This is a genomic window from Pseudomonas sp. NPDC087358, assembly GCF_044900785.1.
In the GTDB taxonomy this organism is placed as follows: domain Bacteria; phylum Pseudomonadota; class Gammaproteobacteria; order Pseudomonadales; family Pseudomonadaceae; genus Aquipseudomonas.
In genome coordinates, this window is sequence record NZ_JBJDOA010000017.1 from 46,028 (window position 1) to 72,738 (window position 26,711).

General features: G+C 61.6%; 18 protein-coding genes and 1 tRNA gene. 15 read left to right on the top strand and 4 right to left on the bottom strand.

Annotation, left to right across the window (positions count from 1 at the left end; all coding sequences use genetic code 11):
• Nucleotides 1-6: 6 nt before the first annotated feature.
• On the bottom strand, nt 7-1,026 hold the full coding sequence (gene tssA / locus ACI2KS_RS26955) for a type VI secretion system protein TssA (protein ID WP_404624075.1): 1,020 nt from the start codon (nt 1,024-1,026) through the stop codon (nt 7-9).
• A gap of 390 nt (nt 1,027-1,416) precedes the next feature.
• Between tssA and tagH the strand changes: the two genes are divergently transcribed.
• The 12 genes from tagH to tagQ all read left to right on the top strand — a co-directional run bounded on the left by tagH (nt 1,417) and on the right by tagQ (nt 18,691).
• On the top strand, nt 1,417-2,799 hold the full coding sequence (gene tagH, locus ACI2KS_RS26960) for a type VI secretion system-associated FHA domain protein TagH (RefSeq protein WP_404624076.1): 1,383 nt from the start codon (nt 1,417-1,419) through the stop codon (nt 2,797-2,799).
• A 53-nt stretch (nt 2,800-2,852) separates the two neighbouring features.
• Entirely contained in the window at nt 2,853-3,359 is a 507-nt protein-coding gene (gene tssJ, locus ACI2KS_RS26965) for a type VI secretion system lipoprotein TssJ (RefSeq protein WP_404624077.1), read from the top strand.
• A 15-nt stretch (nt 3,360-3,374) separates the two neighbouring features.
• Nucleotides 3,375-4,709, top strand: coding sequence for a type VI secretion system baseplate subunit TssK (gene tssK, locus ACI2KS_RS26970; protein ID WP_404624078.1), 1,335 nt, complete (start codon nt 3,375-3,377; stop codon nt 4,707-4,709).
• A 6-nt stretch (nt 4,710-4,715) separates the two neighbouring features.
• Nucleotides 4,716-6,038 (top strand): DotU family type VI secretion system protein, encoded by a 1,323-nt coding sequence (locus tag ACI2KS_RS26975; protein WP_404624079.1) that lies wholly within the window; start codon nt 4,716-4,718, stop codon nt 6,036-6,038.
• Nucleotides 6,035-9,544, top strand: a complete 3,510-nt coding sequence (gene tssM, locus ACI2KS_RS26980; RefSeq protein ID WP_404624080.1) for a type VI secretion system membrane subunit TssM — start codon at nt 6,035-6,037, stop codon at nt 9,542-9,544. Before ACI2KS_RS26975 ends, tssM begins: the two co-directional genes overlap by 4 nt.
• Entirely contained in the window at nt 9,541-10,194 is a 654-nt protein-coding gene (gene tagF, locus ACI2KS_RS26985) for a type VI secretion system-associated protein TagF (protein WP_404624081.1), read from the top strand. The genes tssM and tagF overlap by 4 nt, the downstream gene beginning before the upstream one ends.
• On the top strand, nt 10,195-10,926 hold the full coding sequence (locus ACI2KS_RS26990; protein ID WP_404624082.1) for a PP2C family protein-serine/threonine phosphatase: 732 nt from the start codon (nt 10,195-10,197) through the stop codon (nt 10,924-10,926).
• Between the two features lie 10 nt (nt 10,927-10,936).
• On the top strand, nt 10,937-14,038 hold the full coding sequence (locus ACI2KS_RS26995) for a protein kinase (protein WP_404624083.1): 3,102 nt from the start codon (nt 10,937-10,939) through the stop codon (nt 14,036-14,038).
• Nucleotides 14,038-14,754, top strand: a complete 717-nt coding sequence (locus ACI2KS_RS27000; protein WP_404624084.1) for an ABC transporter ATP-binding protein — start codon at nt 14,038-14,040, stop codon at nt 14,752-14,754. Before ACI2KS_RS26995 ends, ACI2KS_RS27000 begins: the two co-directional genes overlap by 1 nt.
• Nucleotides 14,754-15,956 carry an ABC transporter permease gene (locus tag ACI2KS_RS27005; RefSeq protein ID WP_404624085.1) on the top strand — a complete coding sequence of 401 codons (1,203 nt, stop codon included), beginning with the start codon at nt 14,754-14,756 and terminating at the stop codon, nt 15,954-15,956. Before ACI2KS_RS27000 ends, ACI2KS_RS27005 begins: the two co-directional genes overlap by 1 nt.
• A complete protein-coding gene (locus ACI2KS_RS27010) occupies nt 15,949-17,676 on the top strand; it encodes a formylglycine-generating enzyme family protein (RefSeq protein WP_404624086.1) in 1,728 nt (575 codons plus the stop codon). The genes ACI2KS_RS27005 and ACI2KS_RS27010 overlap by 8 nt, the downstream gene beginning before the upstream one ends.
• A gap of 85 nt (nt 17,677-17,761) precedes the next feature.
• Nucleotides 17,762-18,691, top strand: coding sequence for a type VI secretion system-associated lipoprotein TagQ (tagQ, locus tag ACI2KS_RS27015; RefSeq protein ID WP_404624087.1), 930 nt, complete (start codon nt 17,762-17,764; stop codon nt 18,689-18,691).
• 98 nt (nt 18,692-18,789) lie between these two features.
• On the opposite strand, the gene ACI2KS_RS27020 is transcribed toward tagQ, so the two are convergent.
• From ACI2KS_RS27020 to ACI2KS_RS27030, 3 genes are all read right to left on the bottom strand, one after another.
• Nucleotides 18,790-19,380: a hypothetical protein gene (locus tag ACI2KS_RS27020; RefSeq protein ID WP_404624088.1), complete on the bottom strand. Its 591-nt coding sequence runs from the start codon at nt 19,378-19,380 to the stop codon at nt 18,790-18,792.
• 4 nt (nt 19,381-19,384) lie between these two features.
• The gene (locus ACI2KS_RS27025) at nt 19,385-19,825 is read right to left on the bottom strand and encodes a DUF3592 domain-containing protein (RefSeq protein ID WP_404624089.1); all 441 of its coding nucleotides are present in this window, start codon (nt 19,823-19,825) and stop codon (nt 19,385-19,387) included.
• An 815-nt stretch (nt 19,826-20,640) separates the two neighbouring features.
• Nucleotides 20,641-20,717 (bottom strand) — tRNA-Arg (locus tag ACI2KS_RS27030).
• Nucleotides 20,718-20,933: 216 nt separating this feature from the next.
• Here ACI2KS_RS27030 and ACI2KS_RS27035 point away from each other — a divergent pair.
• The 3 genes from ACI2KS_RS27035 to gabT all read left to right on the top strand — a co-directional run bounded on the left by ACI2KS_RS27035 (nt 20,934) and on the right by gabT (nt 26,697).
• Nucleotides 20,934-23,441 carry a dermonecrotic toxin domain-containing protein gene (locus tag ACI2KS_RS27035; protein WP_404624090.1) on the top strand — a complete coding sequence of 836 codons (2,508 nt, stop codon included), beginning with the start codon at nt 20,934-20,936 and terminating at the stop codon, nt 23,439-23,441.
• A gap of 336 nt (nt 23,442-23,777) precedes the next feature.
• A complete protein-coding gene (gene gabD, locus ACI2KS_RS27040) occupies nt 23,778-25,220 on the top strand; it encodes an NADP-dependent succinate-semialdehyde dehydrogenase (RefSeq protein ID WP_404624091.1) in 1,443 nt (480 codons plus the stop codon).
• Between the two features lie 196 nt (nt 25,221-25,416).
• Nucleotides 25,417-26,697, top strand: a complete 1,281-nt coding sequence (gene gabT / locus ACI2KS_RS27045) for a 4-aminobutyrate--2-oxoglutarate transaminase (protein ID WP_404624092.1) — start codon at nt 25,417-25,419, stop codon at nt 26,695-26,697.
• Nucleotides 26,698-26,711 lie beyond the last annotated feature (14 nt).

The following is a 26,711-nucleotide window of genomic DNA, read 5'->3' on the forward strand; positions in this document are numbered from 1 at the left end:
GGCGGGTTATTCGGCGTCAGGGCCTCGCAGGTTTTCGAACTGGGACATGCCGTCGGGAATCAGATTGCGCACGATGGCCGCGAAGTCTGCGTGGACCAGGCTCCTGGCCCGGTTCAACAGCACCGGCAGCGGGCTGGAAGGCTCGTGACGGGCGTAGTAACCCAGAATCCGGTCGAGGCTACGCAGCACCTCATCACGGTCTTCGATCTCGACGCCGGCACGAGGGCCGGCAGACTCGACCGCGACGCTATCGCAGGTCGGTGCTTCGCCGGATGGGCTGTACGGAGTCAGGATGGCGGGACCCGCCGGGGCGTATTCACCCAGAATGTGCAGCGCCTGTTTGAGCGGTTGCTTCAGTGCGCCGAGGTCAACGCCTTGGGCCGAGCCGACGTGTTGGGACACGCAGGATTCGATGGCGTCGGCGGTGTCGTGGGCTTCTTGCAGGGCTGAGCGAAGTGCTGCGAGGTGTTGGTGATCGCTGTCACGCAGCGCACCTGCCAGTTCATCCGGCCTGAGTCGTTCGTCTGGAAAGCTCTGCAAGCCACTGGCATTGAGCGCCGCGCGCAGGCTGATCGGGCCAAAGGTTCGCGAGCGAGTCAGCAGGCTTTCGCGCAGTAACCGGATGTTGGCCTCGCATGCGATACCGCACAGGGCATTGATGCGCACGGTAGGGTCGTTGTCGTCATCTGCATCCAGTTGAGGATAGAGCGTGGGCCAGTACCGGTGCAGTAGATCGTTGATCAATGTCAGGGCATTGGCCAGCCCGGAAAAACCATCAAGGGCCAAGGCGCTTTGCAGCAAGAAATGGGTAATTCGCAGGTCTTTGCTGCGTTGCAGCAGGGCAATGCTTGCCTGCTCGATTTGTCGCCATTGCGGGGGTTCTGCCGGTTGTACCGAATCGCCCATCAGGCGCTCGGGTTTGCCCTGGGCGTCGCGCTCCAGTTGCAGAAATTGCGCATCATATTCCAGGTCATCGCCACACGGAGAGTTCGCCGAAACTGCGGCGAGCAACAACGGAACATCCACCAAAATCGATCTCCTTATCGGGTGCGGACAAATCAGATAGTTGGTGCGGAAAACTCCTACACAAACTAGGGAATACTCTTTCCTTTAAACGATGAGTGATATCACTGAGACATCATGCATGTTTATGAAGTTGTGCATTTTTGGTGTGGAAGTTATCCGTTGTCAAGGTAAGCTATGCGCCCTCTGCGACAGTTGTGATGCAGATAACAGCGTGTAGGACTGACTACTCAGACCCTGTACGACTGCTACGGATGTATGTGTAGAATTGTGAAAAAGCCTGCATATGGCCTGTTTAAACCCGTTTTTTGAGCGTTTTTGCACGATTTTCGACTGTTCTGCGCAGGTTGCTGTGTCCGGGTCGAGGCTTCGCAGTGCAAGCAAGGAGGCGCAGTGTCGCTCTGTTTGACAATCACCAGTTATCACAAGATAACCCCTGGCCAAGTCCCCGAAAAATCGCTGGATAACGGGGTGATGGCAATTGGCCGCAGTCAAGAAAATGACTGGGTACTTCCAGATCCTGAACGCCTTGTTTCTTCTAGACATTGCGTCATTCAATATAAAGACGGCCGCTACTACTTGACCGATAACAGCACTAACGGTGTTGAGCTGGTCAATGCCGGTATCCGCCTGCGGCGGGGCAACAGCGAACCGCTGGCCGATGGTGAGCTGATTCGAATCGGTGAATACGAAATTCGCGCACGCATCGATTTTGAAATGAAACAACCAGACTCAAGTTTTATTGGCGGTGACTCATCCAACGGTTTTGACGCGTTGATGAAGCGTCAAGAGCGCGTTTCGCCAGCACTGGTCGAGGCGTTGCCAGCTGCACATTTCCAGGGGGGCGCCGCGCAGGACACATTCCCTGATCTGTTCGATTTTCTGAGCCCGTCCAGTGTGCCTCCCGCGACCCGATCCGATCACGTGCCTGTAGAGCGTCATGATTTTCGGCCACCGACACCGCAGTCGCCCCCGGGGACGAAAACCGAGCCAGCGGTTGTCTCCGCTGCCGGGGTCATTCCCGAGGACTGGGACCTTCTCGCCGACAGGCCGGTGACTGCCTCAGCCATGCCTGTCGCACCGCCGGCAGTACCGGCTCAGCTCGCTACGCAGGACCCTGCCGCGCCTGACGTCGCGTCGCCGTCGGTATCGGTGGCCGCGCAGGCGGTTGCTGCGAGTAATGCCGATCAGGGTGATTTGCTTCAGGCGTTCCTGCGCGGTGCCGGGCTGGACCAGCTACGTATCGAGACCCATCAGGCGCGGGCGCAGATGGAGTCTATCGGTCGCAGCTATCGGCTGATGGTCGAGGGCATGATCGACGTGTTGCGCGCGCGCAGCAGCCTCAAGGGTGAGTTCCGCATGCAACAGACGACGATTGGCCCGGTAGAAAACAACCCACTGAAGTTCGCCCCCAATGCGGATGAGGCCTTGTTGTTGCTGCTGCGTCACGGCACTCAGGCGTTCATGCCGCCGGACCGCGCGATTGCCGACAGCTTCGACGATCTGCGTGCCCACCAACTGGCGGTAATGGCCGGTGTCGAGGCTGCAATCAAGGCATTGCTCAAGCGTTTCGAGCCCGCACAGCTTGAGGCTCGCATGGGCAAGCCGGGTGCGTTGTCCAATCTTTTCGGCTCGCGTCAGGCCCAGTACTGGCAGCAATTTACCGAGCTTTACTCGCAGATTTCAGACGAAGCCGAAGAGGACTTTCAGGTCCTGTTCGGCCGCGAATTCAGTCGTGCGTATGAGGAGCACAGCACACGACTACGCCGCTCCTGAGCAGCGGCATCAGGAAAAACGGACAGACAGTCAGTACGTCATGAGGACGCAGGATGTTTCGAAGAGTTGTATCAGCAGCCGCTATGGCATTGCTGCTGGTTTCTTGTGCCAGACACGCAGATGCGCCGGAGCCGGTCGAGCAGACCGCCGATGTCACCACCCTTGCGCTGCACTTCAACGCGGTTACCGGTCTTAATCCCGGCGCCAGCGGCCAACCTGCGCCTGTACGGGTGCGGATTTACGAGCTCAAGAACACCGCCAGTTTCATGCGCGCCGATTATTTCGCCCTCGCTGAGCGCGCTCAGGTAACGCTGGGCGCCGATCTGATCGAGCAGGATGAAGTGCTGCTCCAGCCCGGCCAGCACCTGACCCTCAATCGTGACCTCAACCCTGCCACCCGCCAGATCGGGCTGGTGGTCGGCTACCGCGAAATCGATCAGGCCCGCTGGCGCTCCGTGCTTGCGGTCGTGCCCCGACAAGCCAGTGAATTCCAGGTCGCCCTGGAGGCCCGCAGCGTGAGCAGCGATCCCGTTGCCCAATCAACTCGCCCCGCCCAATAGGCTATCGGAGAACCCATGTCCTGGAACAATCGTGTGGTCTGGTCGGAAGGCATGTTCATCGGAACTCAGCACTTTCAGCAGCATGACCGTTATCTGGAAAACCTCATCGATGCTCGCAGCCGCCCGCTCTCAGCCGGCGCCTGGGGGTTTTCCGAGCTGTCGCTGGATCAGGGTCTGCTGGCCCAGGGCAAGCTGTCGATCGTCGCCGCGCGGGGGCTTTTGCCCGATGGCACTCCGTTCAACATCCCTCATGACGATCTGGCGCCCGTTCCGTTGAGCATCGACGACAACCTGCGTGACGGCCTGGTGTATCTGGCCTTGCCGCTCAAGCGCGCGGGCCAGCGGGACACGGTCGATGAAGGAGAGACGCCGGGCGGTGCCCGTTTTGTCAGTCAGGTGCGAGAGGTGCGTGATGACAACGCCCCGTTCGAAAGCCGCGTACCGGTAGCGCTCGGCGCTCGGGCACTGCGATTGTTGACGCACAAGGACGGCTTGGGCGATTACGCCGTCGTCGGTGTGGCGCGGGTGAAGGAAAAGCGTGCAGATCGCGCGCTTGTCCTGGATGAGAGCTACATCCCGCCCATTCTGGATGTTACGGCCTGCGAAGCGCTGTCTTCATTTCGCAGCGAGCTGTCGGGTTTGCTGCATCAGCGCGGTGAAGCACTGGCCGGTCGGGTGGTGGCTTCCGGTGCCGGCGGGGCCTCGGAAATCGCTGATTTCATGCTGTTGCAGCTGGTCAACCGTGCCGAGCCGCTGATCAGTCATATGAGCCAACTGACGCCGTTGCACCCCGAGCGTTTTTACAGCGAGCTGGTGAGTCTGGCGGGTGAGTTCGCCACATTCGCGACCTCCGGGCGCAGGCCCCAAGCGTTTGCGCGCTATCAGCATGACGATCTGGCCGCAAGCTTCGCACCGGTCATGCAGGCGTTGCGCGAGGCACTGTCGATGCTGATCGACAGCAAGGCGACACCGATTCCCATCGTCGAAAAAGCCTATGGCATCCATGTGGCGATGCTGGCTGACCGGACGCTGATCGACACCGCCAGCTTTGTCCTGGTGGTGCGCGCCGACGTGCCCAGCGAGACCCTGCGCGGACGTTTCGCCCAGCAGAGCAAGATCGGATCGGTGGAGCACATTCGTGACCTGGTCAACCTGCAGTTGCCGGGCATCGGCCTGCTGCCTTTGCCAGTGGCGCCGCGGCAAATCCCGTTCCACACCGGCTCCACTTACTACGAGCTCGATCGCGGCAGCGAACATTGGAAACAGTTGACGCATTCAGGCGGTTTCGCCTTCCACGTGGCCGGTGAATTTCCCGGGTTGAACCTGACTTTCTGGGCCATCCGAGGATAAACCGCGATGCCTTCCCATGACGAACCCTTCAACCCGCCATCGCCAAACGAGCGCACGCAGTTCATGCCGCGCCCCGGCGGACGCGTGGTGCAGCCTGCCGATCAAGCGGATCGGGCCTCTGAACCGTTGTCGGTACCCCCAGCGCCGCTGCCAATGGGCCGGGCAGAAGGCCTGAATCCGCTGGAGGCGGCAGCCGGTCCGCTGCTGGCCTTGCTCACTCGTTTGCGCAGCACCATCGCGCACCCGGCACCCGCCAGCTTGAGAGCGCAATTGCTCGCATACCTGCGTCAGTTTGAAGAGCGTGCAGAGGCGGCAGGAGTCGCACGCAACGAAGTACTGCTGGCGCGCTATGCCTTATGCACGGCCCTGGATGAAGCGGTGCTCAGCACCCCATGGGGCAGCACCAGTGAATGGGGTAAGCAGAGCCTGCTGATCACAGTGCACAACGAAGCCTGGGGCGGCGAAAAGGTATTCCAGCTGTTGGAGCACTGTTTGCAGAGCCCTCGCGAACGCCTGTATCTGCTGGAACTGTTGTACCTGTGCATGTGCTTGGGTTTTGAAGGCCGTTATCGGGTCATGAACGATGGTCGCAGCCAGTTGCAAGCCTTGCGCGAACGCACCAGCGCGGCCATTCGTGGTGCTCGTGGCGAATTTGAACGCGAGCTGTCGCCCCATTGGCGTGGGCTGTCTGTGGTGCGTGATCGGCTGTCCCAGTTCATGCCGCCCTGGGTGGGCGTGGCAATCGGGTTGGCGCTGTTGCTGTTGCTGCTGTTGGGCTTGCGGCTGAAGCTCGCTTGCGATGCCGAGCCGGTGTTCAAAAGCATGCAGGCGCTGGGTGAGATTCCCGTGCAGGCCGTCACGCCTGCCGTGGTGCAGCCCAAGGTTATCGAGCGCCCGCGCTTGGCGGCGTTTCTGGCAGAGGACATCAAGGCCAACCGCGTTGCCGTGGAAGACGCAGTGGATCGCTCGGTGGTGACCATTCGCGGTGACGAGATCTTCTCCTCCGGCAGCGCCACCATCGTCAACGATTTCCAGCCGCTGATGCTGCGCATTGCCGACGCCGTTCGCAAGGTCAAGGGCCAGGTGCGCATCACCGGTCACAGTGACAACCGCCCCATCGCTACCCTGCGATTTCCCTCCAATTGGGCGCTGTCTCAGGCGCGAGCCGAGCAGGTCCTGCAAATACTCGTGGCCAAGACCGGCCAGCCTGAACGCTTCTGGGCAGAGGGACGCAGCGACACCGACCCCGTCGCCTCCAACGCCACTGCCGAGGGGCGGGCGAAAAATCGACGGGTCGAAATCACTGTATTGGCGGAGGGGGTTGAGTGAAGGCGTTTTTTGGTTTTGTCATTCGCTGGGTGGTGCCGGTGCTCGGTCTGATCGCCCTGAGCCTGATCATCTGGTTCATCGGCCCGCTGCTGGAGGTACTGGCGCCTGAAGGGCGGCGTTGGGCATTGATCGTAGTACTGTTTGCAGCCTGGCTCGGCTGGCGGGTCTTGCGCATCGTTCAGGCACGGCGGCACGCAGCAAAGATGCTGGCGAGCCTGGCCGCAGAAACCGCAGCGGATCCTGCCAGCGCGGCGACCGCCGAGGAGCTCGCGACCCTGCGTCAACGCATGGAAGAAGCGCTCAAGCTGCTGAAGAAAGCCCGGTTGGGCGGTGATGAGCGTCGCAATCTCTACGAGTTGCCGTGGTACGTGATCATCGGGCCGCCGGGCTCGGGCAAAACCACCGCACTGGTCAACTCCGGGCTGCATTTTCCCTTGGCAGGGCAAATGGGCGCGGGCGCCATTCGCGGTGTCGGTGGCACCCGCAACTGCGACTGGTGGTTCACCGATCAGGCTGTTCTGCTCGATACGGCTGGCCGTTACACCACTCAGGACAGCCACGCTCAGGTGGACAAGGCGGCGTGGCTTGGCTTTCTCGATCTGCTGAAAACCCAGCGTTCTCGTCGTCCTGTGGACGGTGCGTTCATTGCGATCAGTCTGTCCGATCTGCTCCTGGGCAGTGAGGCTGAGCGCGCTGCCCATGCCGCGGCGATCCGGGCACGGATCCAGGAGCTGTATAGCCAACTGGGGGTGCGGTTTCCAATCTATGTGATGCTCACCAAGCTCGATCTGGTACCAGGGTTCATGGAGTTTTTCGATGCGCTGAGCAAAGAGGAGCGTGCGCAAGTCTGGGGAATGACCTTCGCCCTTGATGATGGCAAGCAACGCGATGCCGACGGGCCGCTGGCGCACTTTCTCAGTGAGTTCGCTTTGCTGGAGCAGCGCCTGAATGCGCGGCTCATCGAGCGATTGCAACAAGAGCGTGATCCAGCGCGTCGTGACCTGATCTATGGCTTCGTGCAGCAGTTCGGCGCGCTGAAAGAAACCCTGCAAGGGTTCCTCGACGGGGTGTTCAAACCCAATGCGTTTGAAGACCGGGCATTGTTGCGGGGTGTCTATTTCACCAGCGGCACACAGGAAGGCAGCCCGATCGATCGCCTGATCGGCGCCATGGCCCAGAGCATGAGTCTGGATCGTCAACACCTTGCGCGACAGACCGGCACCGGACGCAGCTACTTCATCGAGAAACTGTTCACCGCCGTGGCGTTCGCCGAGCGCGGGCTGGTCGGCGTCAACCCGAAAGTCGAGCGTCGCCGCAAATGGCTGGCTCGGGGCGCGCTGGCCGCAACGGTCGGCGTGGTGCTGGTTGTCGGCGCGTTGTGGCTGGTCAGCTACCGGGCCAACGAGACGTATATCGAGCAGGTAAAGCTCAAGGTCGAGCCGCTGGCGCAAGGGGTGCAGAGCCTTGGCCCGGCGCAGCGCGACGTACTGGCCGTACTGCCGCTGCTCAATGCAGTGCGCAATCTGGCCGGCGATCCTCCGGCCATGTCGCAGGGTCTGGGCCTGTTCCAGGGCGATATGCTGCAAGCGCAGGCCGCCAGCGTGTATCGCAAGTTGCTCATCGCCGTGTTTGCGCCGCGCCTGCTGACCCGAATGGAAGAGCAACTGCGCAGCGGGGGCGGTTCCGACTTTCTGTACGAAGGGCTCAAGGCGTATCTGATGCTGGCTGACAGCGATCATTACGACCCCGATTTCATCAAGGCCTGGATCGCCCTGGATTGGGATCAAAGCCTGCCCCGGGATCTGCCGCCGGAGCAACGGCTGGCGCTGGGCGAGCACTTGCAGGCACTGTTCGCGCGCCATCCGCCCACGGCACGCCTTGATCAGCAGCTGATCGATGATCTGCGTCGCCAATTGCAACAGCTGCCAGTGGCGCAGCGGGTGTATGACCGGGTCAAGCGTCAGAAGCTAGCGCAGAGCGTCCCAGACTTCCGCCTGACCGACAGCGCCGGGCGGGATGCAGCGCTGGTATTTTCACGCAAGAGCGGCAAGCCGCTGGGCGAGCCGTTGAGCGGGTTCTTTACGGCCAAAGGGTACCGCGAGGCCTTCCTGGCATCCAGCCTGAGCCAGGCCAGCACGCTGGCCGAAGAGCAGTGGGTGCTGGGGCTCGATCGCGCCGATCAACAGAACGTCGTCAGCCTGGCGGCCGATGTGCGTCGTTTGTACTTCCAGGATTATCAGCGTCAATGGGACGCCTTGCTGGCTGATGTCGACTTCGTGCCGATCACCAGCGTGGCTCAGGCGGCCGACGTGCTGCGGGTGATCTCCGGCCCGACATCTCCCCTGAAAAAGCTGTTGGTGGCCGTGGCGAAGGAAACCGATCTGCAGCAGGAGGACAAGTTGCTGGCCGAGCAGGGCAGAAAGGTTGAGGGCGGTGTCGACCAGCTCAAGCAACGCCTGGGTTCGATCCTGGGTCGCGAGCCTGCAAGCGATACCGCAGCGCCTGCGGCTAGCGAAGACCCAGTCACTGCACACTTTGCCGACCTCAATGCGTTCGTCAGCAAAGGTGAAGGCGAACCAGCGGCTATCGATGGGCTGCTGGCGGACATGAACGCGCTGTATGTGCAGGTCAGTGCGATGGCCGGCGCCAGTGGCGACGCCTTGCTGGGCGAGGCGAAAAACTCGGCGAGCGCTGCGGCCACACGCGTCAGCCTCAATGCTGACCGGCAGCCGCCCGTGGTGCAGGGGCTGGTTAAATCGGTAGTCAGCTCTACCACCAACACCATGATGGGCGGTGTGCGCAACCAACTGAATGCCGCCTGGGTCAGCGACGTGGTGAACGTCTATCGCCAGTCCTTGAGCGGTCGTTATCCCCTGGCACCGGGTAGCGCGCGCGATGCCACGCTGGACGACTTCGGGCAGTTCTTCGGGGTCGGCGGGGTGATGGACAACTACTTTCGCAAGTACCTGCAAGCCTACGTAGACACCTCGGCATCCGCTTGGCGCTGGCAACCGGGAGCCGCGCAAAAGCTCGGGATAAACGCGTCGGTATTGCAGACCTTCCAGCGCGCAGCTGTGATACGTGATGCATTCTTTCGCTCCGGCGGCGTGCAGCCAACCGTACGTTTCGAACTCAAGCCGGTGGCGATGGATGCCTCGGTCAATCAGTTCCTGCTTGATCTGGACGGACAGCAGATCAGCTATGACCACGGCCCGAGCCGGCCGGTGGCGATGCAGTGGCCCAACCCCGGCAGCATCGGGGTGGTGCGTCTTTCGATCTCGCCACCAGCGGCGAGCGGGCGGTCCGGCATCACGCTGGACGGCCCCTGGGCATGGTTCCGCCTGTTGGAGCAATCGGACCTGGTGACAGGCGGCTCGCCGGACCGTTTCAACCTGCGTTTGCGAGTGGACAACGCCAGCATTTCCTATGAGCTGCGCGCAAACAGCGCGTTCAACCCGTTCAAGAGCCGCGTGTTGAGCGGTTTCAGCCTGCCGGAGCGGTTATGACGACGCTGGGTTTCTACGGCAAGTTGGCCAGCCGAGGCGACTTTGTCAGCCGTGGCCTGCCGCAAAGCTTCATTCAACCCTGGGATACATGGCTGGCGGCCGGGTTGCATGTCAGCCAGCAGCAACTGGGCGAGGATTGGCTGGATGCCTATCTGGTCAGCCCGTTGTGGCGCTTTGTCCTGGCGGCCGGGGTGTGTGGCCCTGAAGCGGTGGTGGGCGTGCTGATGCCGAGTATCGACAGGGTCGGGCGATATTTCCCGTTGACCGTGGCGCAGACACTGGAGCCCGAACGATCGCTCGCCGCCTTGCTCAGTGCGCCCGAGTACTGGTTCGAGCAGGTCGAGGCGCTGATGCTGGGGACTTTGGAGCAGGGAGCTGATCTTCCGGCATTTCAGGAGCGCATCACTACGCTCGGACTCCTCCCTGCTGCGGTTCGTGAGCCCGTCAGCCATTTCGCGGGTTTGCAGCGCACGGGCGCAATCGATGCGCACAGCCGTCATCGGATGCTTGCCGAGCTTGCCTGCGAAGGCGTGAGCCTCTGGTGGGGCAAAGGATCCGAACGTATTGCCGCTGGCCTGCTGCGCTGCCATGGCCTGCCCGATGCTGCGCAATTTGGTCGCTATCTGTTGGGACAAGGAGCGTCGACCTAGATGCCTGTATTGCCTGAAACCCTTCGCTACTGCTCTGCCAGCTACAGCCATGTCGGCATGGTGCGGCAAATCAATGAAGACGCTTTTCTCGAATCGCCGGAGAACGGCCTATGGGTCATTGCCGATGGGATGGGCGGTCATGCGGCGGGGGATTACGTCGCCAGTCTGATTGTCGATGCTCTGCGCCATATAACCACTGCTGATGCATTGCCTGACTACGCCTGTGCACTGCGCTGCGCGCTGACGCAGGTGAACAGCGCCGTCCGCCAGGAGACCCTGCGTCGCGGGCTCGGCGTGATGGGCAGCACGGTCGTGGTGTTGGCGGTTCACGCCAATCAAGGCATGTGTCTCTGGGCGGGCGACAGTCGCCTTTACCGTTTGCGCGATGGCCAGTTACAGGGCCTTTCCCGCGACCACAGTTACGTCCAGGAGCTGCAGGACAGCGGCCTGCTGAGCGAAGCCGAAGCTCGCGTGCATCCGCGCGCCAACGTCATCACCCGCGCCGTCGGCGTCGACGATGCGCTGGATCTGGCCGTTATCAACCTCGACATCCTGCCCGGTGACACCTACCTGCTGTGCAGCGACGGGCTGAACAAAACCGCTGAAGATCACGAGATTCGCGATGTGCTGGGCCATGCCGACCCCTATCAGGTGGTCCGCAGCCTGGTGCATCTGGGACTGACCCGGGGCGCCCCCGACAACATCACGGCCATCGTCGTCAAAGCCTGCTGAAGACCCATTCATGGACATACTGATCCCCGGATTCGACATAGAAGGCGAGATTGGCGAAGGCGCGATGGCCAGCGTGTATCTGGCGACGCAGCGCTCGCTTGAACGCAAGGTCGCGCTGAAAATCATGGCTGCGGCGCTGGCGGCCGACCCCACGTTCTGCGAGCGTTTTCTGCGCGAAGGCAAGACCCTGGCGCGCTTGTCGCACCCGCACACCGTCACCATTCACGACATCGGTAACGTTGGCGAACTGTATTACATGGCCATGGAATACCTGCCCAACGGCACGTTGAAAGAACGCGTGGCCGCTGGCATGAGTGCCGAGCAGGGGTTGACCTACATTCGCCAGATCGCCTCTGCCCTGGGCTATGCCCATGCCCAGGGTCTGGTGCACCGGGATGTAAAACCGGCGAACATCCTTTTCCGCGCCAACGGTTCTGCTGTGTTATCGGACTTTGGCATCGCCAAGTCTCTGGATGATCGCACGCAATTCACCCAGGCAGGTCTGGCCGTCGGCACGCCCAGCTACATGAGCCCGGAGCAGGCGCGCGGTCTGGAAATCGATGGCCGTGCCGACCTCTATGCGTTAGGTGTGGTGCTTTACGAAATGCTCGTCGGCAAACTCCCTTTCAGCGGCACTGACGCGCTGTCTACCGCGCTGGCGCACCTGACCGAGCCACTGCCGGAGCTGCCAATCCATCACGGGCGCTATCAGTACATCCTCAGCAAACTGTTGGCCAAAAACCGCGAAGAGCGGTTTGCCGACGCTGCCGAGCTGATCGCCGCACTGGACAGCCTGCCACCTGATAATTCCGACGCAACGACCATCCGCTCGCTGCCCCTGCCCCCTGCAGACCTGCACCGGCAACCGCGCCCAAAGGACGAGCTGGCCGGGCTGGCACCTGCGTCCATCGAGATCCCGGGTACCCCGGCTATGCAGCCCGCTGCGTCGCAACGAGCCATGCCGGCGCCTGAAACGCCAGAACAATCCGAACAGCGCAAAGGTCCGCTGTTCGCGTTGCTGGCGGTGGCAATCGCCGCAGCATTGGGGCTGGGTGTCGGTGGCTACTGGTGGTTGAGTGATGACACGCCTGCGGTGGCTGCGACGGTTGCTGCATCGACAACGGCTGCTGGTACCTCATCGGCTCCCCAGAAGAACGCCGGCACGCAGGCCATTGCGTCGCCTGCCGCGGGGATCAACACGCCCGGGTCGGCGAGTGTCGATCAGCTGCCGCCCGTGGAAGCCGACGGTGGTGATCGTCCGCTGCTGATGGCGAACAAAAAGACCTTGTTTCAGCGTGTATTGAGCAAGCCAGGCGCGCGCTTTTCCAGTGCTGCGGGTGTTGCCGCAGGGGATCAGCTGCTGCCTGCGTTTTCGGTGCTGTATGTCTACCAGCGCAAGCGTGTCGGGGGCAGCGAGTGGTTACGGGTCGGCGCCGCCAGTGACGGGCACAGTGAAGGCTGGTTGGCGGCCGATCAGGTGAGTGACTGGAAGCAGAGCCTGGTGCTGAAATTCAGCGAGCGCTCCGGTCGTTCCCCCGCCATGTTTGTGCGCGAGCCCGGGCAACTTGAACGTCTGCTCAATGATCCGGCGGCGGCAAGAAAGCTGCTGCTCAACGCGCAGAACAATGCCGATGACACACGGCAGGTGCTGGCGCTGGAGCCTGCCGCAAGTGCGGTGCCGCAGAGTCAGTTCTATCTGCTGCCGATCTTTGACTCCAAGGAGACTTTTGACCGCAACGGTCAGCCTGTTCAACTGCTCAACGTCGCCTCCATCGACCCCGGCAACACCCCACAGAGGACCCCTTCAGGCGCGCAGGTCAGGACAGCGACCGGCACGGATGCCTTTCGAACCGGCGTAGTGCTGGTTGTCGATACATCGGTGTCAATGCAGCCCTACATCGATCAGGTGCGTGATGTGGTTGCCGAGCTGCAAAACCAGATCGCCAAACGCGGTGAGCTCGATAACGTCAGTTTCGGTCTGGTGGGTTTTCGCAACAATGTCACCCGGACGCCAGGCCTTGAGTACCTCAGCAAGACGCTGATCACGCTTGAGCAAGGCCGGGATCCGCAGCGCTTTTTGCAGTTGGCGCGGCAGGTCAAGGCGACCAGTGTGTCCAGCCATTCTTTCAACGAGGACGCTTTCGCGGGCGTCATGCAGGCGGTCAACGGCATGGACTGGTCGGGCTATGGCGGACGGCTGATTCTGCTGGTCAGTGATGCCGGTTCTCTGCGCAAGAACGATCCATACAGCAGCACCCAGATGAACGAGGCCGAGGTCCGGCAAGCGGCGCTGGGCAAGCAGATCAAGATCTATGCGCTGCACCTGAAAACCGATGCCGGCAAGAAAAATCATGCTTTTGCCGAGCAGCAGTACCGCACCCTGACGGCTGACGCCAATCCGCAAATTGGCGATCTGTATGTGCCGGTACCCGGCGGCGACGTGGAAAAATTCGGTGAGCGGGTGTCCGAGATTGGTTCGGTGTTCGCCGACCTTGCTCATCAGGTACGCAGCAGCCAGCCACAGGTCGCGCCCGCACTTACCGCCGCGCCGACGGTGGCTGATAAATCAGCTGCCATCGGTTACGCAATGCGCATGGATTTTCTTGGTCAGCAGTCCGGTGTTCGGGCACCCGAGCTGGTAAGTGCGTGGACTGCCGACCGCGACCTGATCAATCCTGCGCTACCCCAGTTTCAGGTGTGCGTGATGCTCAGCAAGTTGCAGCTCAACGACTTGCAGCAGTCACTCAAATTGATCGTCGATGCAGCGCGCAAGACGCAAAGCTCACCCAGGGATTTCTTCCAGGAAATCGCCAGCGCCAGCGCGTACATGAGCCGCGATCCATCGGCGCTGCGCCAGGGCGCCAATCTCGCTCAAAGCGGTGTGCTGGGCGAATATCTCGAAGGCCTGCCGTATCGCAGTAAATCCTTGAGCATGACTCAGGACCTCTGGTTGTCGCTAAGCGTGGCCGAGCAGGAGGATTTCATTGATGAGCTGGATTCGAAAATCCGCCTCTACGAAACCTTCCATAACGACCTCGCCAACTGGGTCCGTTTCGGCGATGCCGAGCCAGGCGATGCGTTGTACCGCGTACCGCTGTCGACCCTGCCGTGATGCTCAGTCTGCGAGAGGTGCGCAAGACGCGAGGCGAGGGCAGCCAGCGTTACAGCCTGGTGATCCCGCGCCTGGATCTGGCTGTCGGTCAGCAATTGGCATTGGTGGGCCCGAGCGGGTGCGGCAAGAGCACGCTGCTCGATCTGCTGGCGCTGGTGCTCTCGCCAGATCAATCCCAGCGTTTCGATTTCGCCGCTGAACAAGGCCCTGTCGATGTGGCCGGGCTCTGGCGTGACGCACGGCACAACCCTCTGGCTGCTCTGCGCAGCCGCCACATCGGCTATGTGCTGCAGAGCGGTGGGCTGCTGGGGTATCTCTCTGTACGCGGCAACATCGGGTTGTCACGCAGACTATTGGGACTGGCGGATGACGGCAGCGTCGAGCGATTGGCGGCGCAGCTGGAGGTGAGCGATCAACTGGACAAAAAGCCTCAGGCGCTTTCGGTCGGCCAGCGCCAGCGTGTCAGCTGCGCGCGGGCGTTGGCGCATGAACCGCGGCTGTTGTTGGCAGACGAGCCCACCGCGGCACTGGACCCCTTGAACGCGCTGCGGGTGATGCAACTGTTGCTGGGTCGGGTCCGCGCCCAGGGTGCCTGCTGCGTGATCGCGACGCACGATGAAGCTTTGGCCCACGAAGCCGGTCTGCAAGCGCTACGCATCGCCTGTGTGCGCGACGAAGATGGCGGCGTCACCGCGACACTGGAGGTGGGACGCTGATGCGAATCGCTCTGGTGGCATCCTTGGCCTGGCAGGACTATCGCGCCGATGTGCGCCTGTCTGCGTGCACGGTGCTGGCGCTGGTCGCGGTGATTGCACCACTGCTGGTGCTGTTCGGGTTGAAATTCGGCCTGATCAGCAGTCTCACCCAACGGTTGGAGCGTGACCCGGCGGTACGCGAAGTGATTCCCATGGGCGGAGGTCGTTTCGGCGCCGAGTTCGTCGATCAACTGGCGCAACGGCCAGACGTGGCGTTCGCCCTGCCGCGTACACGACAAATTGCGGCCACCGCCGATTTGGCGCTACTGGCCCAGGGTCAAGTGGTGAACGTGGAAATGATCCCGACGGCAGTGGGCGACCCGCTGCTGGGCGACCTTTCGCCACCCACCGAACCTGATCACGTGCTGCTCAGCCGGACAGCCGCCGAAAAGCTCGGGGCCAAGGCTGGGGATTGGCTCGATGCGACCTTTACTCGCCAGGTCGCTGGCCGGCCGCAGGCGCAACGGACTCGGTTGCAGATCACCGGCGTGCTCGAGCTTGAAGCATTCGGGCGCGATGCGCTGTTCGCACCGATGACACTGCTTGAAGCGGTGGAAGATTATCGCGACGGTCGGGCAGTGAACGCTTTTGGCTGGCCGGGCGACGTCGGTGCCGCCAACGCACCGCGAGTATTCCCGGCGTTTCGTCTGTATGCCCGCAGCCTCGACGATGTCGAGCCGCTACGGCTGTATTTCGCCAGCCAACAGCTGTCGGTGGCGACCCAGGCGCAGACCATTGCTCAGGTGAAGTCATTGAGCCGCAACCTGTCGCTGGTCTTTTGGATCATTGCCGCACTGGCAGTGCTGGGGGCGGTGGCGGCGGTATTGGCCGGGGCCCTGGCAACCGTGGAGCGCAAGCGGCGCGAGCTGTCCGTGCTGCGGTTGCTCGGCTTCAGCACCGGCGCGCTGTTGCTCTTCGTTGTCCTGCAAGCGCTCTACAGCGCCAGCCTGGCCACGGCCGCCAGCTTTGCGCTTTACGCCTTGGCCGAGCGTGGCCTCAACCATTTGTTCATGCAGGTGCCGGGCGAGTACGCCAGCTACCTGTTGCCCGCTCACTACTGCGTCGCACTGCTCGCCATATTCGCTGCCAGCGGCCTGGCGGCGGCCTTGGGGGGTTGGCGGGTGGCGCGAATCGAAGCTTCGGAAGGAATCAGAAATGTTTGAGTTGCGCCGCTCCTGCGCTGCACTGGCGCTCGCTGCCCTGTGCCTGAGCCTGTCATCGCTGGCATTGGCGGTTGATGGCGACAACCTGGATAACCCCAAACCGCTGGCGGACGACGTGGTCCTGCCGTTGCCGTGCGACGGCCAGATGGTGTTTCGCTACGTCTACGTGCTGGCGCAAGGGGCTCTGGACGATCGCGAAATCAGCCTGGGCTATCCCTTCAGTGAGGACGAGCCCGGCTACAAGCAATCGTTCATCTCCGGTTACCGGCGCGACTTCATCAACGGTCAGTTCACTCTCAACGACCTGCCCACCGGCTGGCGCAAGACCATCGGCCCGATGCTGCCGAAAATCGACGCCGTCACGCCACTCAAACCGATGCTCTATTTCATCGGCAAATACGAGGTCAGCGCACGGCAATATGCGCAGGTCATGTCCCAGGCTCAATCGCTTGCCAGTGGCGAGCCTGCCCCGGCCTGCGATGTACCCGAAGGCATGGCCGGCCGCTTGCCCATGGTCAAGCTGTCACGCTTCGACGCCGAACGTTTCTCTGCGGTCTACAGCGCCTGGTTGATGAGATACCACCGTGACCTGCTGCCGATCAGCGGCAGGGGCAAAAACGATGACGATGGCGGTGTGGCCTTTGTGCGCCTGCCTACTGAAGTCGAGTGGGAGTACGCCGCGCGGGGGGGGCAGGCGGTCAGCCGTCAGGAGCTGGAAGGGCGACTGTTCCCGCGCCGTATCGAAGGCGGCGAAGAGGATGGGCCGCTTGCAGACTGGGCGGTGTTCAATCAGGTCGCTGGCGGGACAGGTCAAGCCGCCCGGCTGATGCCCATCGGCACGAAACTGCCGAATCCGATCGGCATGTTTGACGTCATTGGCAACGCAGCCGAAATGGTCCAGGAATCGTTCCAGTTGGTGCATGCCGGCCGTCGACAGGGTACGTACGGCGGTTTTGTCGCCAAGGGCGGAAATTATCTCGAAGGCGAGGGCACGCTGTTTACCGGCATGCGCCGCGAATACCCGTTGTTTGCTGCGCAGGGCACTGAGCAGAGTAATGAGACCACGGGGTTTCGTGTGGCCATCGGTGCGCTGTCTGCGCCACGTTCACGCTACAAGGAGTTGTTCGAACAATGGCAGAAAGAGGGCCGGCTGGCGTCGCTGACGGATGCCATTGACGATGCCCAGGATCCGACCAAGCGCCTGGACAGCATCATTGCCGCCAGCACCGACCCCAGGCTTCAAGCGGAGCTGGGCCTGGTCAACGAAGAGCTGAAACGCAACGTCTCGCTGATTGCCCAGCAACGCGAAGAAGCAGCGGGCAACCTGATCCAGTCTTCGGCGCTGGTCGCTGAAACCATCAATAACTACAACATCCGCCTGACCAATCTCAGGAAAAGCCAAAAGCAGGCCGCCGACGCCAGGGACGAAGCCAGCGCCAAACTGTTTGCCGTGGCCATCGAGAACGGCAGCAGTGCGCTAGACGGCGCGGTGGCGATCTACATCGACAATCTGGCGACCGGTACCCGCTACACCGACGCGGTGATTCAGGCGCAGTTCCAGCGCGTTAAGGAAGAACTCAATCGCAAGCCCGTACTGGGCAACAGCCTGGTCGCACGGGCCACGTTATTCGTTCGTCACGTGGGCAACTACCGCCAGCAAAAGCGCGCCGACCCACAGGCGATTCTGAAGCAGTTGCTCGCATCGGCCAGTCCACCGTGATGGCCGTCGTTGCGCGAGCTTAAAAGGGAGTCCGGACAGCCATTGGCTGCGCCGGCGTTGTAAAACCAAAGAAGAGAGCAAGAACATGCCGTTATCCCGTAAACCCGTTGTATCGACCTTCAACTGTCGTGGGCTGCTGTTGGTTGCTGCAGGATTCAGCGCTGTAATGATGGCGGGATGTGCCAGTTCGCCCGTCTCCAAGGTCGGCGCCAGCACCAGAGTCGAGTACTACCCGACCTGCTACGAGCCGGTGAAACATCTGCGTGACACCGACTCTGACACCACCAAATCGGTGTTCGGCGGTGCGGCCGTCGGAGCGTTGGGTGGCGCGCTGGCCGGTGCGCTGGTGGGCAGTTCCGAGGACCGCGCGCGTAACGTCGCTATCGGCGCCGCGGGTGGGGCACTGGTCGGCGGTGCTGCCGGGTATTACACCGAGAAGCAGAAGCAGATCACCGACGACAACCAGCGTATTGGTTCCTACGCCACCGACATCAACAAAAGCGTGACCGACATGGACCGCAGTACTGCTTACGCTCAGGCTTCGCAGTCTTGCTATCAGGGCGAGTTCAGCAAGCTGCTGTCGGCGCGCAAGGCCAAGACCATCAATGACAGTGAAGGGCGCAAACGCCTGGCCGAAATCGTCGCGGGCCTGAAAGAGTCCAACGATTTGATCACTGCCGTGAATGGTCGCGCCGGTGAGAACCTCGACAGCTACACGCAGGCGTACGAAAAAGATCTGCAGAACGTAGGCGTTCAGCGGACTGACGTGGCCACCGTCGCGGCCGCCGACGTTACGCCGGCAATCACCACGACCAGCAAGAAAAAGGCTGCGGCGAAAAAGAAACTGCCCACCGTCCCTCAGGAAGCAGTCAGCACTGAGAAGACCCTGCAGACTGCCAAGACCAAGCAGGCCGCAAGCCAGCAGGTGGCGGCGACCGGTCAGTCTCAAGTCAATGCCATGTGCAAGAACCCGGACTTGGGCGACTGGGCCCCAGTGCCTTGCCCGAATGTGTGATTAAGCAGGTCTAGACGATAAAACAGCCGGCCTTGCTCTCTGAGCAAGGCCGGTTTTTTTTGCTCAGCGCGGCAGCAGGCACCGGATCAAGCCCAGGATCAAAATAACCCGCCCAGATAAATCGCCCCGCCACCACCGGCCTGCAAGCCGGCATTGACCCCCGCCATCACCACCGCGCCCTTGGCTGATTGAAGCAACTGGCGTTGCATCACCATCGGGCCCAATACCGCTCCCACCGGCGTCGTGTTGACTGCCAGGGTGAGCGCCAGCAGCTTTGCATCGAGGCCGAACAACATGGCTGATGCCGAACCACCCACCCCCAGCCCCGCACCGACCTCCATGAACACGCAAGCGCCGGTAATGTCATCGCGTGTCAGATCGCGGTTGGCGATGGCGTCTGCAACGAACACCTGGCCGGTGCTGGGAAACGCCTCCATTGCCCCCGCACCGCTGACGCTCTTGCCCTTGATCGCGATGTTCACCTTGCCGAAGCGAGGCAAACGGGCACCGAAGCCAATCCCCGCGCCCAGACCGCCGTAACGGAAGCTCTCCTCCTTGCCCGCTGGAGTCTGCAGAGTGATCGAGCCGCCACTCCCCGCTGCGAACATGATGGTCAGGCCACCACTGCTGGCAGTGACGTACTTCCATTGGCTGACATTGACGGGAAGCGGAATGAGCGATTGGGTCATGGGTTCAAAGTCCTTTTATGGGGGGCGCGACGGGTCGTGTCTTACCCCTGGAAAACTTCAGCAGGCCAGCGAGAGTGAAGGCCAGTCCGATAAAACCGACCAGCACGGCGGTACCCCACAGCGCGCCAAGGTCATTGATGACTGCCGTTGTGGAGGGGCTTTCAGATCGATAGAAAACCTGTAAAGACTGACCGCTCTGATAGCCGTAAATCATTCCGCCTTGCGGGTAGGACACCTGTGCGCCTGCGCCGTCGGTGAAGTCGACCTGTGGATGCGACCCCCCGGCATTCAGGGCGCTGACGACACCCGGCGCGCTTTGCGCCTGTGACAGGAAAACGTACCGCTCGCTGGCCAAGTAGCCGGCGATGGCCAGTAAAATCACGCCAATGAAGGCAATGAGTAGACCTTGCAACAGTTCGGAGCGGGGGTTTGAGGGGGTGCTCATGGTGTGATAGTTCGTCCTTGATAAAGTGATTCCGACGCTTTGCCGATTGTTCAAAACCACAATGGAGCCGGCGACAGTCCGTTCGCTGTTTCGCACGATGGGCCGAAATATAGAGTGACAAATCGACCTCCCGCAAGCTGTGGCAAATGGCCTTGTTTGCTCCTCATTCATCAGCGGCTGGCATTCCTTGAAACCGGCCCGGCCCGCAAGAGTTTTTGGCATACCGATTCAGCAGCCTCTACTGCCGCTCCGCGCCAGATCGCTGGCAAGCCATGCTCCCACGCCCTCCGGGCAGATGCAGGGTTGAGGCGTTCAACCATTTTTGATGCTGACCGGAAGAGCCGGCTTGCTGGCGAATGCGCGGTGTCAGTCGACATTAATGTATCTGACCCACCGCGTTCGCCAGCAAGCTGGCGCCCACAGTGAAGTTCGCGGTCGGTCGGTAGATTCTGCGTTGTGTGTTCCGGCCATGGAGATCAGTTTCTGGCCGCAGGCCGTGGGAGCTAGGCTTGCCAGCGATCTGCCGGGACCGGCAGTCAAATCAGACACCCTTGCGCTGTCAGACACACCGCGTCAGCAGGGTTTGCTGCCGCTACGCGCCAGATCGCTGGCAAGCCAGGTCCCACGCCTTGGCACAGAAGCTCGAGTTGCTAACGATTCACTGTCGGGTTTACTGAAAAGCAGAAGACTTTTCGACATCTTTCGGCCAAAGGCGACCCCGACCTGTCACCCGCCGCCGGAAACGAAAAAGCCCGCACATCGGCGGGCTTTTTCTTATGACGCTTCAGAACGTATTGCACGACCTGAGTAAAAGATGGTGCACCAGACGGGATTCGAACCCATGACCCCTGCCTTCGGAGGGCAGTACTCTATCCAGCTGAGCTACTGGTGCAATGCGGGCGCCATGATACCCATCTAGGTTGGACGCGTCCATTGGCATTGATCTACGGCTTACCTGCGCCCGATAACGCCACTGTGAAGCGGGTCGGGTCTGTGCCGTCGCTGTTAGATTACGCCACCGTGACCGGAACCGCGCCATATCTATATACCGCTTGGCACGGCGGGCGGGCTGCTTACGTGAAGGTCTTTCATCTAAAGGACTTTCAAGATGGCGGTCGACCTCGAACACTTTGAGCGCAGCCTGAATTCGTTGGCAGATGCTCGGGCCGTGATGGACAAGGCGCGAGCTTACCTGGCTGCATGGCCGGATCTGTATCGGCTGGCGCACAGGGCGGCGGGTGATTACCTGTTGCAGCACACCGGCAAGCGCATGGATCCGGATCGGGTCTGGTGGAATGTCTTCGACCAGGCGGTCAGTGCGCCGAGCTTTAGCGGTTGGCGTCATGTCGGGCCGCCGCGTCAGTCGATGACCTTCACTCAGCTGCTTGTTCACCGCTTCAGTGATGGTTTTCAGCTGGCGCCTGATGCATTGCCGGTCTACAGCGGCTTTTATAGCCAGGGTGACGGCGCGGGCGAGTACGGCGAACAGAATGAGGTCCGGCTCGATACGGGCAAGGTGATGGGGGATTTCTGGACGCTGGATTTCCCGTCCATCGTCAGCCAGCACACAGCGCGTTTCTGGGACCAGCACGGTGAGGATTTCACGCTGTTGGCCAAGCTGCGTTTGATCGCAATGGTCGATGACGGTGTCAGCCAGGGCGCGCTCAACGAAGTCGATCGTCGGCGCTTGCGCGCCTGGTTCGGGGTGGGTCAGGGGAAGATGAGCCTGGCTTCGCTGCAAAGCGTCACGACCAGTGATGCGTTTGATGTCAGGCATTACCTGGTGGCTGGCGGCGGGCACCTGTTGACCCTGCGCGCCAGCGATGGACGAACGGTGCTTTATTGTCCAGGCACCGATTGGCTGCCTCGGGCTTTCGCCAATCAGGGAGACCTGGCGCACTGGCTCAGCCAGCAGCTTCGCTCGCCGCAGGCATTCGACGCGTTGTACCGGGTCAGCCAACGGTCGGGCGCGGCCGAGCGGCAACGGGTTTTCGACGAGCTGGCAGATCGCATCGGGCCACCGGAGGCGCCAGCATGGCCGTTCGGCACAGGTCGCAAGGTCAGTGCCGGGCTGTTTGCCGAGATGCGCAGTTGGGCGCAGGCAGACCTGACGGTCAGTCACGCACTGGCGGTCAGCAACGCGGACCTGCGCAAGTCGCTCTGGCGTGGTTATCTGGGTGCCTTTCTCAGCGTCTTCAGCGGCTTTTCGGTGCTGGCGTGGCCGTTGGGGTTGGTCATGCTGGGTGCGTCTGTCGCGAGCCTGTCGCTTGATATCGCCGCGACCGTGCGGGCCCGTTCGGTCTTCGAACGTACCGAGGCGATTCTTTCGACAATTGCCGATATGGTCGCTGCGGTGTTTTCCATCATCGATGTGGGATTGGGCGCCAAAGCCCTGCGCTTCCATGCCCCACCCCACGAGCGACTCGCGGGCTCGGCGATCTTGCAGGCGGTCGAGCGCCAGAGCGACGAACTGGCAAGCCTGAATGGCAACCGTATTGTTCCCCAACCCTGCACAACGCCGGGTGTGCTCAACGGTGTCAGCGTCGACGCTGACGGCAGCACCTGGATCGAGATGCACGACCTGACGCTGCGTGTTCGTCACAGCCCTGAAGCCGGCGGTTGGCTGGCCGTGGATGACGACGATCCGTTTGCCTTCCTGCCCGATTACCGACTGCGTGTGACAAGCGCCTCCGGCTGGAGATGGTTCGATGCCCCGCCGCCTGCCGAGTCGATGTCGGGCGCACTGGAGCAAGTCGCGTCGGGGTTCTGGGACACGTACATGCAGGAGAATGCCGAGCTGTCGGCGCAAATGTCCCAGACATTGCTTGAGCGTCAGCGTCGGATCCTCTCAAAGGCCGGACTGCCGAGCCCGTCGGCCGACAATCCACTGGTCTGCGGCCCGCTGCAGCATCGCCACCTGTTGAAGGATGGCAAACCCTGGTTCAGCTGGACCCACAACGACGAATTTCATAACGACCTTGTGCTCGCCTACACCAATGAAATGACCCAGGCCAACAGCCTGTTTCGTCACGGCAAGGCCGGCGACGGCGATTTGATCGACTACCTCAAGGGTCTGTTCGATTCGCTTGAGCAACTGCCCGCCAGTGGTGCTGTGCGTTTGTGGCGTGGCGGCAGTGCCCAGCGCGGGACTGGCGGGGCGCATTTTCGAAGCGCGCTGCTGAGCCCGGGCGATGTGCTGGTCACCACTGACATCACTTCGTTCACCGAGAACCCCTACGCGCTGCGTGACTTCGTCGCGCCCAAACAGATGCGTGGCCTGGATCATGTGCATGTCTTCGACGATTCCTCGGTGGTGTATGAGCTGGTCGGCAAGGGCCTCCACAGCGGCGTACCCATCGGGCCGATGTCGATGATGTCGACGGAGGCCGAGGTGCTGTTCACCCCTGGACGCTTCTTGCGCATAGAGTCGGTTCGCGACGTGCGCGGCGCCGGTTATCGTTTCATCAAGGTAAGGCTGCGCGAAGTGGACAAGCCAGACGCCGAGATCATTCACGACCTGCGCACAGGCGCTCCCTTCGACCGCAAGGCCTACGCCGAGCGGGTTGGGCATCAGGCGCTGGTCGAGCGCTTCTTCCCCGCTGCGCAGTGGCATTGACCCACAGCGCCTTGAGATCAGGCGGCACGGCTTTCAATACCGGCGGGCGTAGCAAACGAGCCTGCCGTTTTGGCTCCCGGTGCCGCCCGCCGATCTGGAACTTCAGCGCATATTTGGCCTTTTGTTCTTTTTTTCGAACACCCTATTGTCCTTTGGTGTCGTTGATCCTAGGATTCGTTTGAGATTTCAAACGCTACCGCCCGGCCATCTGCACTTTCTGCACACCTTGCGTGCAGTGCCCGGCGAATGTTTTCCTGACGGCAGCCTCACCAGAGGCGCCTTTGAACAATCAATAAAATTCGCTCCGCCTTGTGCGGTGCTGTTTAGGAGGCCGACATGCAGCTCAAAGATTCGAAGTTGTTCCGCCAACAGGCGTACATCAATGGCGCCTGGGCCGATGCCGATAACGGCCAGACCATCAAGGTCAACAACCCTTCGAACAACGAAATCCTGGGCACCGTGCCGAAAATGGGCGCTGCCGAAACCCGTCGTGCCATCGAAGCCGCTGACAAGGCCCTGCCGGCCTGGCGCGCGCTGACCGCCAAGGAACGCGGCGGCAAGCTGCGTCGCTGGTTCGAACTGATGATCGAAAACCAGGACGACCTGGGTCGCCTGATGACCCTGGAGCAGGGCAAGCCGCTGGCCGAAGCCAAGGGCGAAATCGCTTACGCCGCTTCCTTCATCGAGTGGTTCTCTGAAGAAGCCAAGCGCATCTACGGTGACGTGATTCCTGGCCATCAGCCAGACAAACGCCTGATCGTTCTGAAGCAGCCCATCGGTGTCACTGCCGCGATCACCCCGTGGAACTTCCCGGCCGCGATGATCACCCGTAAAGCCGGCCCTGCGCTGGCCGCCGGTTGCACCATGGTGCTCAAGCCCGCATCGCAAACCCCTTACTCCGCACTGGCGCTGGCTGAACTGGCCGAGCGCGCGGGTATCCCGGCGGGTGTTTTCAGCGTGGTGACCGGCAGCGCTGGCGACATCGGCAGCGAGCTGACCAGCAACCCGATCGTGCGCAAACTGTCCTTCACCGGCTCCACCGAAATCGGTCGCCAGCTGATGGCCGAATGTGCCCACGACATCAAGAAAGTCTCGCTGGAGCTGGGCGGTAACGCACCGTTCATCGTGTTCGACGACGCTGACCTGGACAAGGCCGTCGAAGGCGCGATCATCTCCAAGTACCGCAACAACGGTCAGACCTGCGTCTGCGCCAACCGCATCTACGTCCAGGATTCGGTGTACGACGCGTTCGCCGAGAAGCTCCAGGCAGCGGTTGCCAAGCTCAAGGTCGGCGACGGCATGACCGAAGGCACCACCACAGGTCCCCTGATCGACGAAAAAGCCGTGGCCAAGGTCAAGGAGCATATTGCCGATGCGCTTGCCAAGGGTGCGAAAGTACTGAGCGGCGGCAACAGCATGGAAGGCAACTTCTTCGAACCGACTATTCTGGTCAACGTGCCGAAAAACGCAGCCGTGGCCAAGGAAGAGACTTTCGGTCCGCTGGCGCCTCTGTTCCGCTTCAAAGACGAAGCCGAAGTGATCGCCATGGCCAACGACACCGAGTTTGGTCTGGCGTCGTACTTCTATGCGCAGAACATGAGCCGCGTGTTCCGCGTGGCCGAAGCCCTGGAATACGGCATGGTGGGTATCAACACCGGCCTGATCTCCAACGAAGTCGCGCCGTTCGGCGGCATCAAGGCTTCGGGCCTGGGCCGTGAAGGCTCCAAGTACGGCATCGAAGACTATCTGGAAATCAAATACCTGTGCCTGTCGGTTTGAAGCTGACGCGATAACAACCAGGCACCGGCATTACAGCCTGCGCAGCGCGAGAGCGACGTTGCGCAGGTCTTTGCAGCACCGAACCCTATTTGGTGGCCAGGAGGCCGCGCCAGTCGATCATCGTATGCTGGCGTTGTTGACCCCCGCCGCTTGATCCTTGAACCACGCCGCCCGATGAGCGGTGAATGAGGAAACCATGAGCAAAACAAACGCATCCTTGATGAAACGCCGCGAAGCCGCTGTTCCACGTGGCGTTGGTCAGATCCATCCGATCTTCGCCGAGTCCGCGAAGAACGCCACCGTCACCGACGTCGAAGGTCGTGAGTTCATCGACTTCGCGGGCGGCATCGCCGTGCTCAACACCGGTCACCTGCACCCGAAAATCATTGCTGCCGTGCAAGAGCAACTGACCAAGCTGACCCACACCTGTTTCCAGGTACTGGCCTACGAGCCGTACGTGGAGCTGTGCGAAAAAATCAACGCCAAGGTCCCGGGCGATTTCGACAAGAAAACCCTGCTGGTCACCACCGGTTCGGAGGCTGTGGAAAACGCCGTCAAGATCGCCCGCGCTGCCACCGGCCGTGCTGGCGTGATCGCGTTCACCGGTGCTTACCACGGTCGTACCATGATGACCTTGGGTCTGACCGGTAAAGTCGTGCCGTACTCGGCCGGCATGGGCCTGATGCCAGGCGGTATCTTCCGCGCGATCTACCCGAACGAGCTGCACGGCGTCAGCGTTGACGATTCCATCGCCAGCATCGAGCGCATTTTCAAGAACGACGCCGAGCCTAAAGACATCGCCGCAATCATCATCGAGCCTGTTCAGGGCGAAGGTGGTTTCTACGTCGCGCCTAAAGCGTTCATGATTCGCCTGCGTGAACTGTGCGACAAGCACGGCATCCTGCTGATCGCTGACGAAGTGCAGACCGGCGCCGGTCGTACCGGTACGTTCTTCGCCATGGAACAGATGGGCGTCAGCGCCGACCTGACCACCTTCGCCAAATCCATCGCGGGCGGTTTCCCGCTGGCCGGCGTTTGCGGCAAGGCCGAGTACATGGACGCCATCGCACCTGGCGGCCTGGGCGGCACCTATGCCGGTAGCCCGATCGCTTGCGCCGCGGCCCTCGCGGTCATGGAAGTGTTCGAAGAAGAGCACCTGCTGGACCGCTGCAAGGCTGTGGGCGAGCGTCTGGTGACTGGCCTGCGCGCCATTCAGGCCAAGCACCCGGTAATCGGCGAAGTCCGTGCGCTGGGCGCAATGATCGCGGTTGAATGCTTCGAAGACGGCGATACCCACAAGCCGAACGCTGCGGCAGTCTCGCAAGTGGTTGCCAAGGCGCGTGACAAGGGTCTGATCCTGCTGTCCTGTGGCACCTACGGCAACGTGTTGCGCGTGCTGGTGCCGCTGACCTCGCCAGACGAGCAGTTGGACAAGGGCCTGAAGATCATCGAAGAATGTTTCGCTGAAATCGCCTGATGCGAGATGCCTGA

Coding starts and splice junctions, on each gene's coding strand:
- ACI2KS_RS27005 (WP_404624085.1), top strand. CDS start 14,754: ATGCGAATCGCTCTGGTGGCATCCTTGGCCTGGCAGGACTATCGCGCC.
- ACI2KS_RS26995 (WP_404624083.1), top strand. CDS start 10,937: ATGGACATACTGATCCCCGGATTCGACATAGAAGGCGAGATTGGCGAA.
- ACI2KS_RS27010 (WP_404624086.1), top strand. CDS start 15,949: ATGTTTGAGTTGCGCCGCTCCTGCGCTGCACTGGCGCTCGCTGCCCTG.
- ACI2KS_RS27035 (WP_404624090.1), top strand. CDS start 20,934: ATGGCGGTCGACCTCGAACACTTTGAGCGCAGCCTGAATTCGTTGGCA.
- ACI2KS_RS27025 (WP_404624089.1), bottom strand. CDS start 19,825: ATGAGCACCCCCTCAAACCCCCGCTCCGAACTGTTGCAAGGTCTACTC.
- ACI2KS_RS27000 (WP_404624084.1), top strand. CDS start 14,038: ATGCTCAGTCTGCGAGAGGTGCGCAAGACGCGAGGCGAGGGCAGCCAG.
- ACI2KS_RS27020 (WP_404624088.1), bottom strand. CDS start 19,380: ATGACCCAATCGCTCATTCCGCTTCCCGTCAATGTCAGCCAATGGAAG.
- gabT (WP_404624092.1), top strand. CDS start 25,417: ATGAGCAAAACAAACGCATCCTTGATGAAACGCCGCGAAGCCGCTGTT.
- tssJ (WP_404624077.1), top strand. CDS start 2,853: ATGTTTCGAAGAGTTGTATCAGCAGCCGCTATGGCATTGCTGCTGGTT.
- ACI2KS_RS26990 (WP_404624082.1), top strand. CDS start 10,195: ATGCCTGTATTGCCTGAAACCCTTCGCTACTGCTCTGCCAGCTACAGC.
- tagF (WP_404624081.1), top strand. CDS start 9,541: ATGACGACGCTGGGTTTCTACGGCAAGTTGGCCAGCCGAGGCGACTTT.
- ACI2KS_RS26975 (WP_404624079.1), top strand. CDS start 4,716: ATGCCTTCCCATGACGAACCCTTCAACCCGCCATCGCCAAACGAGCGC.
- tagQ (WP_404624087.1), top strand. CDS start 17,762: ATGCCGTTATCCCGTAAACCCGTTGTATCGACCTTCAACTGTCGTGGG.
- tssK (WP_404624078.1), top strand. CDS start 3,375: ATGTCCTGGAACAATCGTGTGGTCTGGTCGGAAGGCATGTTCATCGGA.
- gabD (WP_404624091.1), top strand. CDS start 23,778: ATGCAGCTCAAAGATTCGAAGTTGTTCCGCCAACAGGCGTACATCAAT.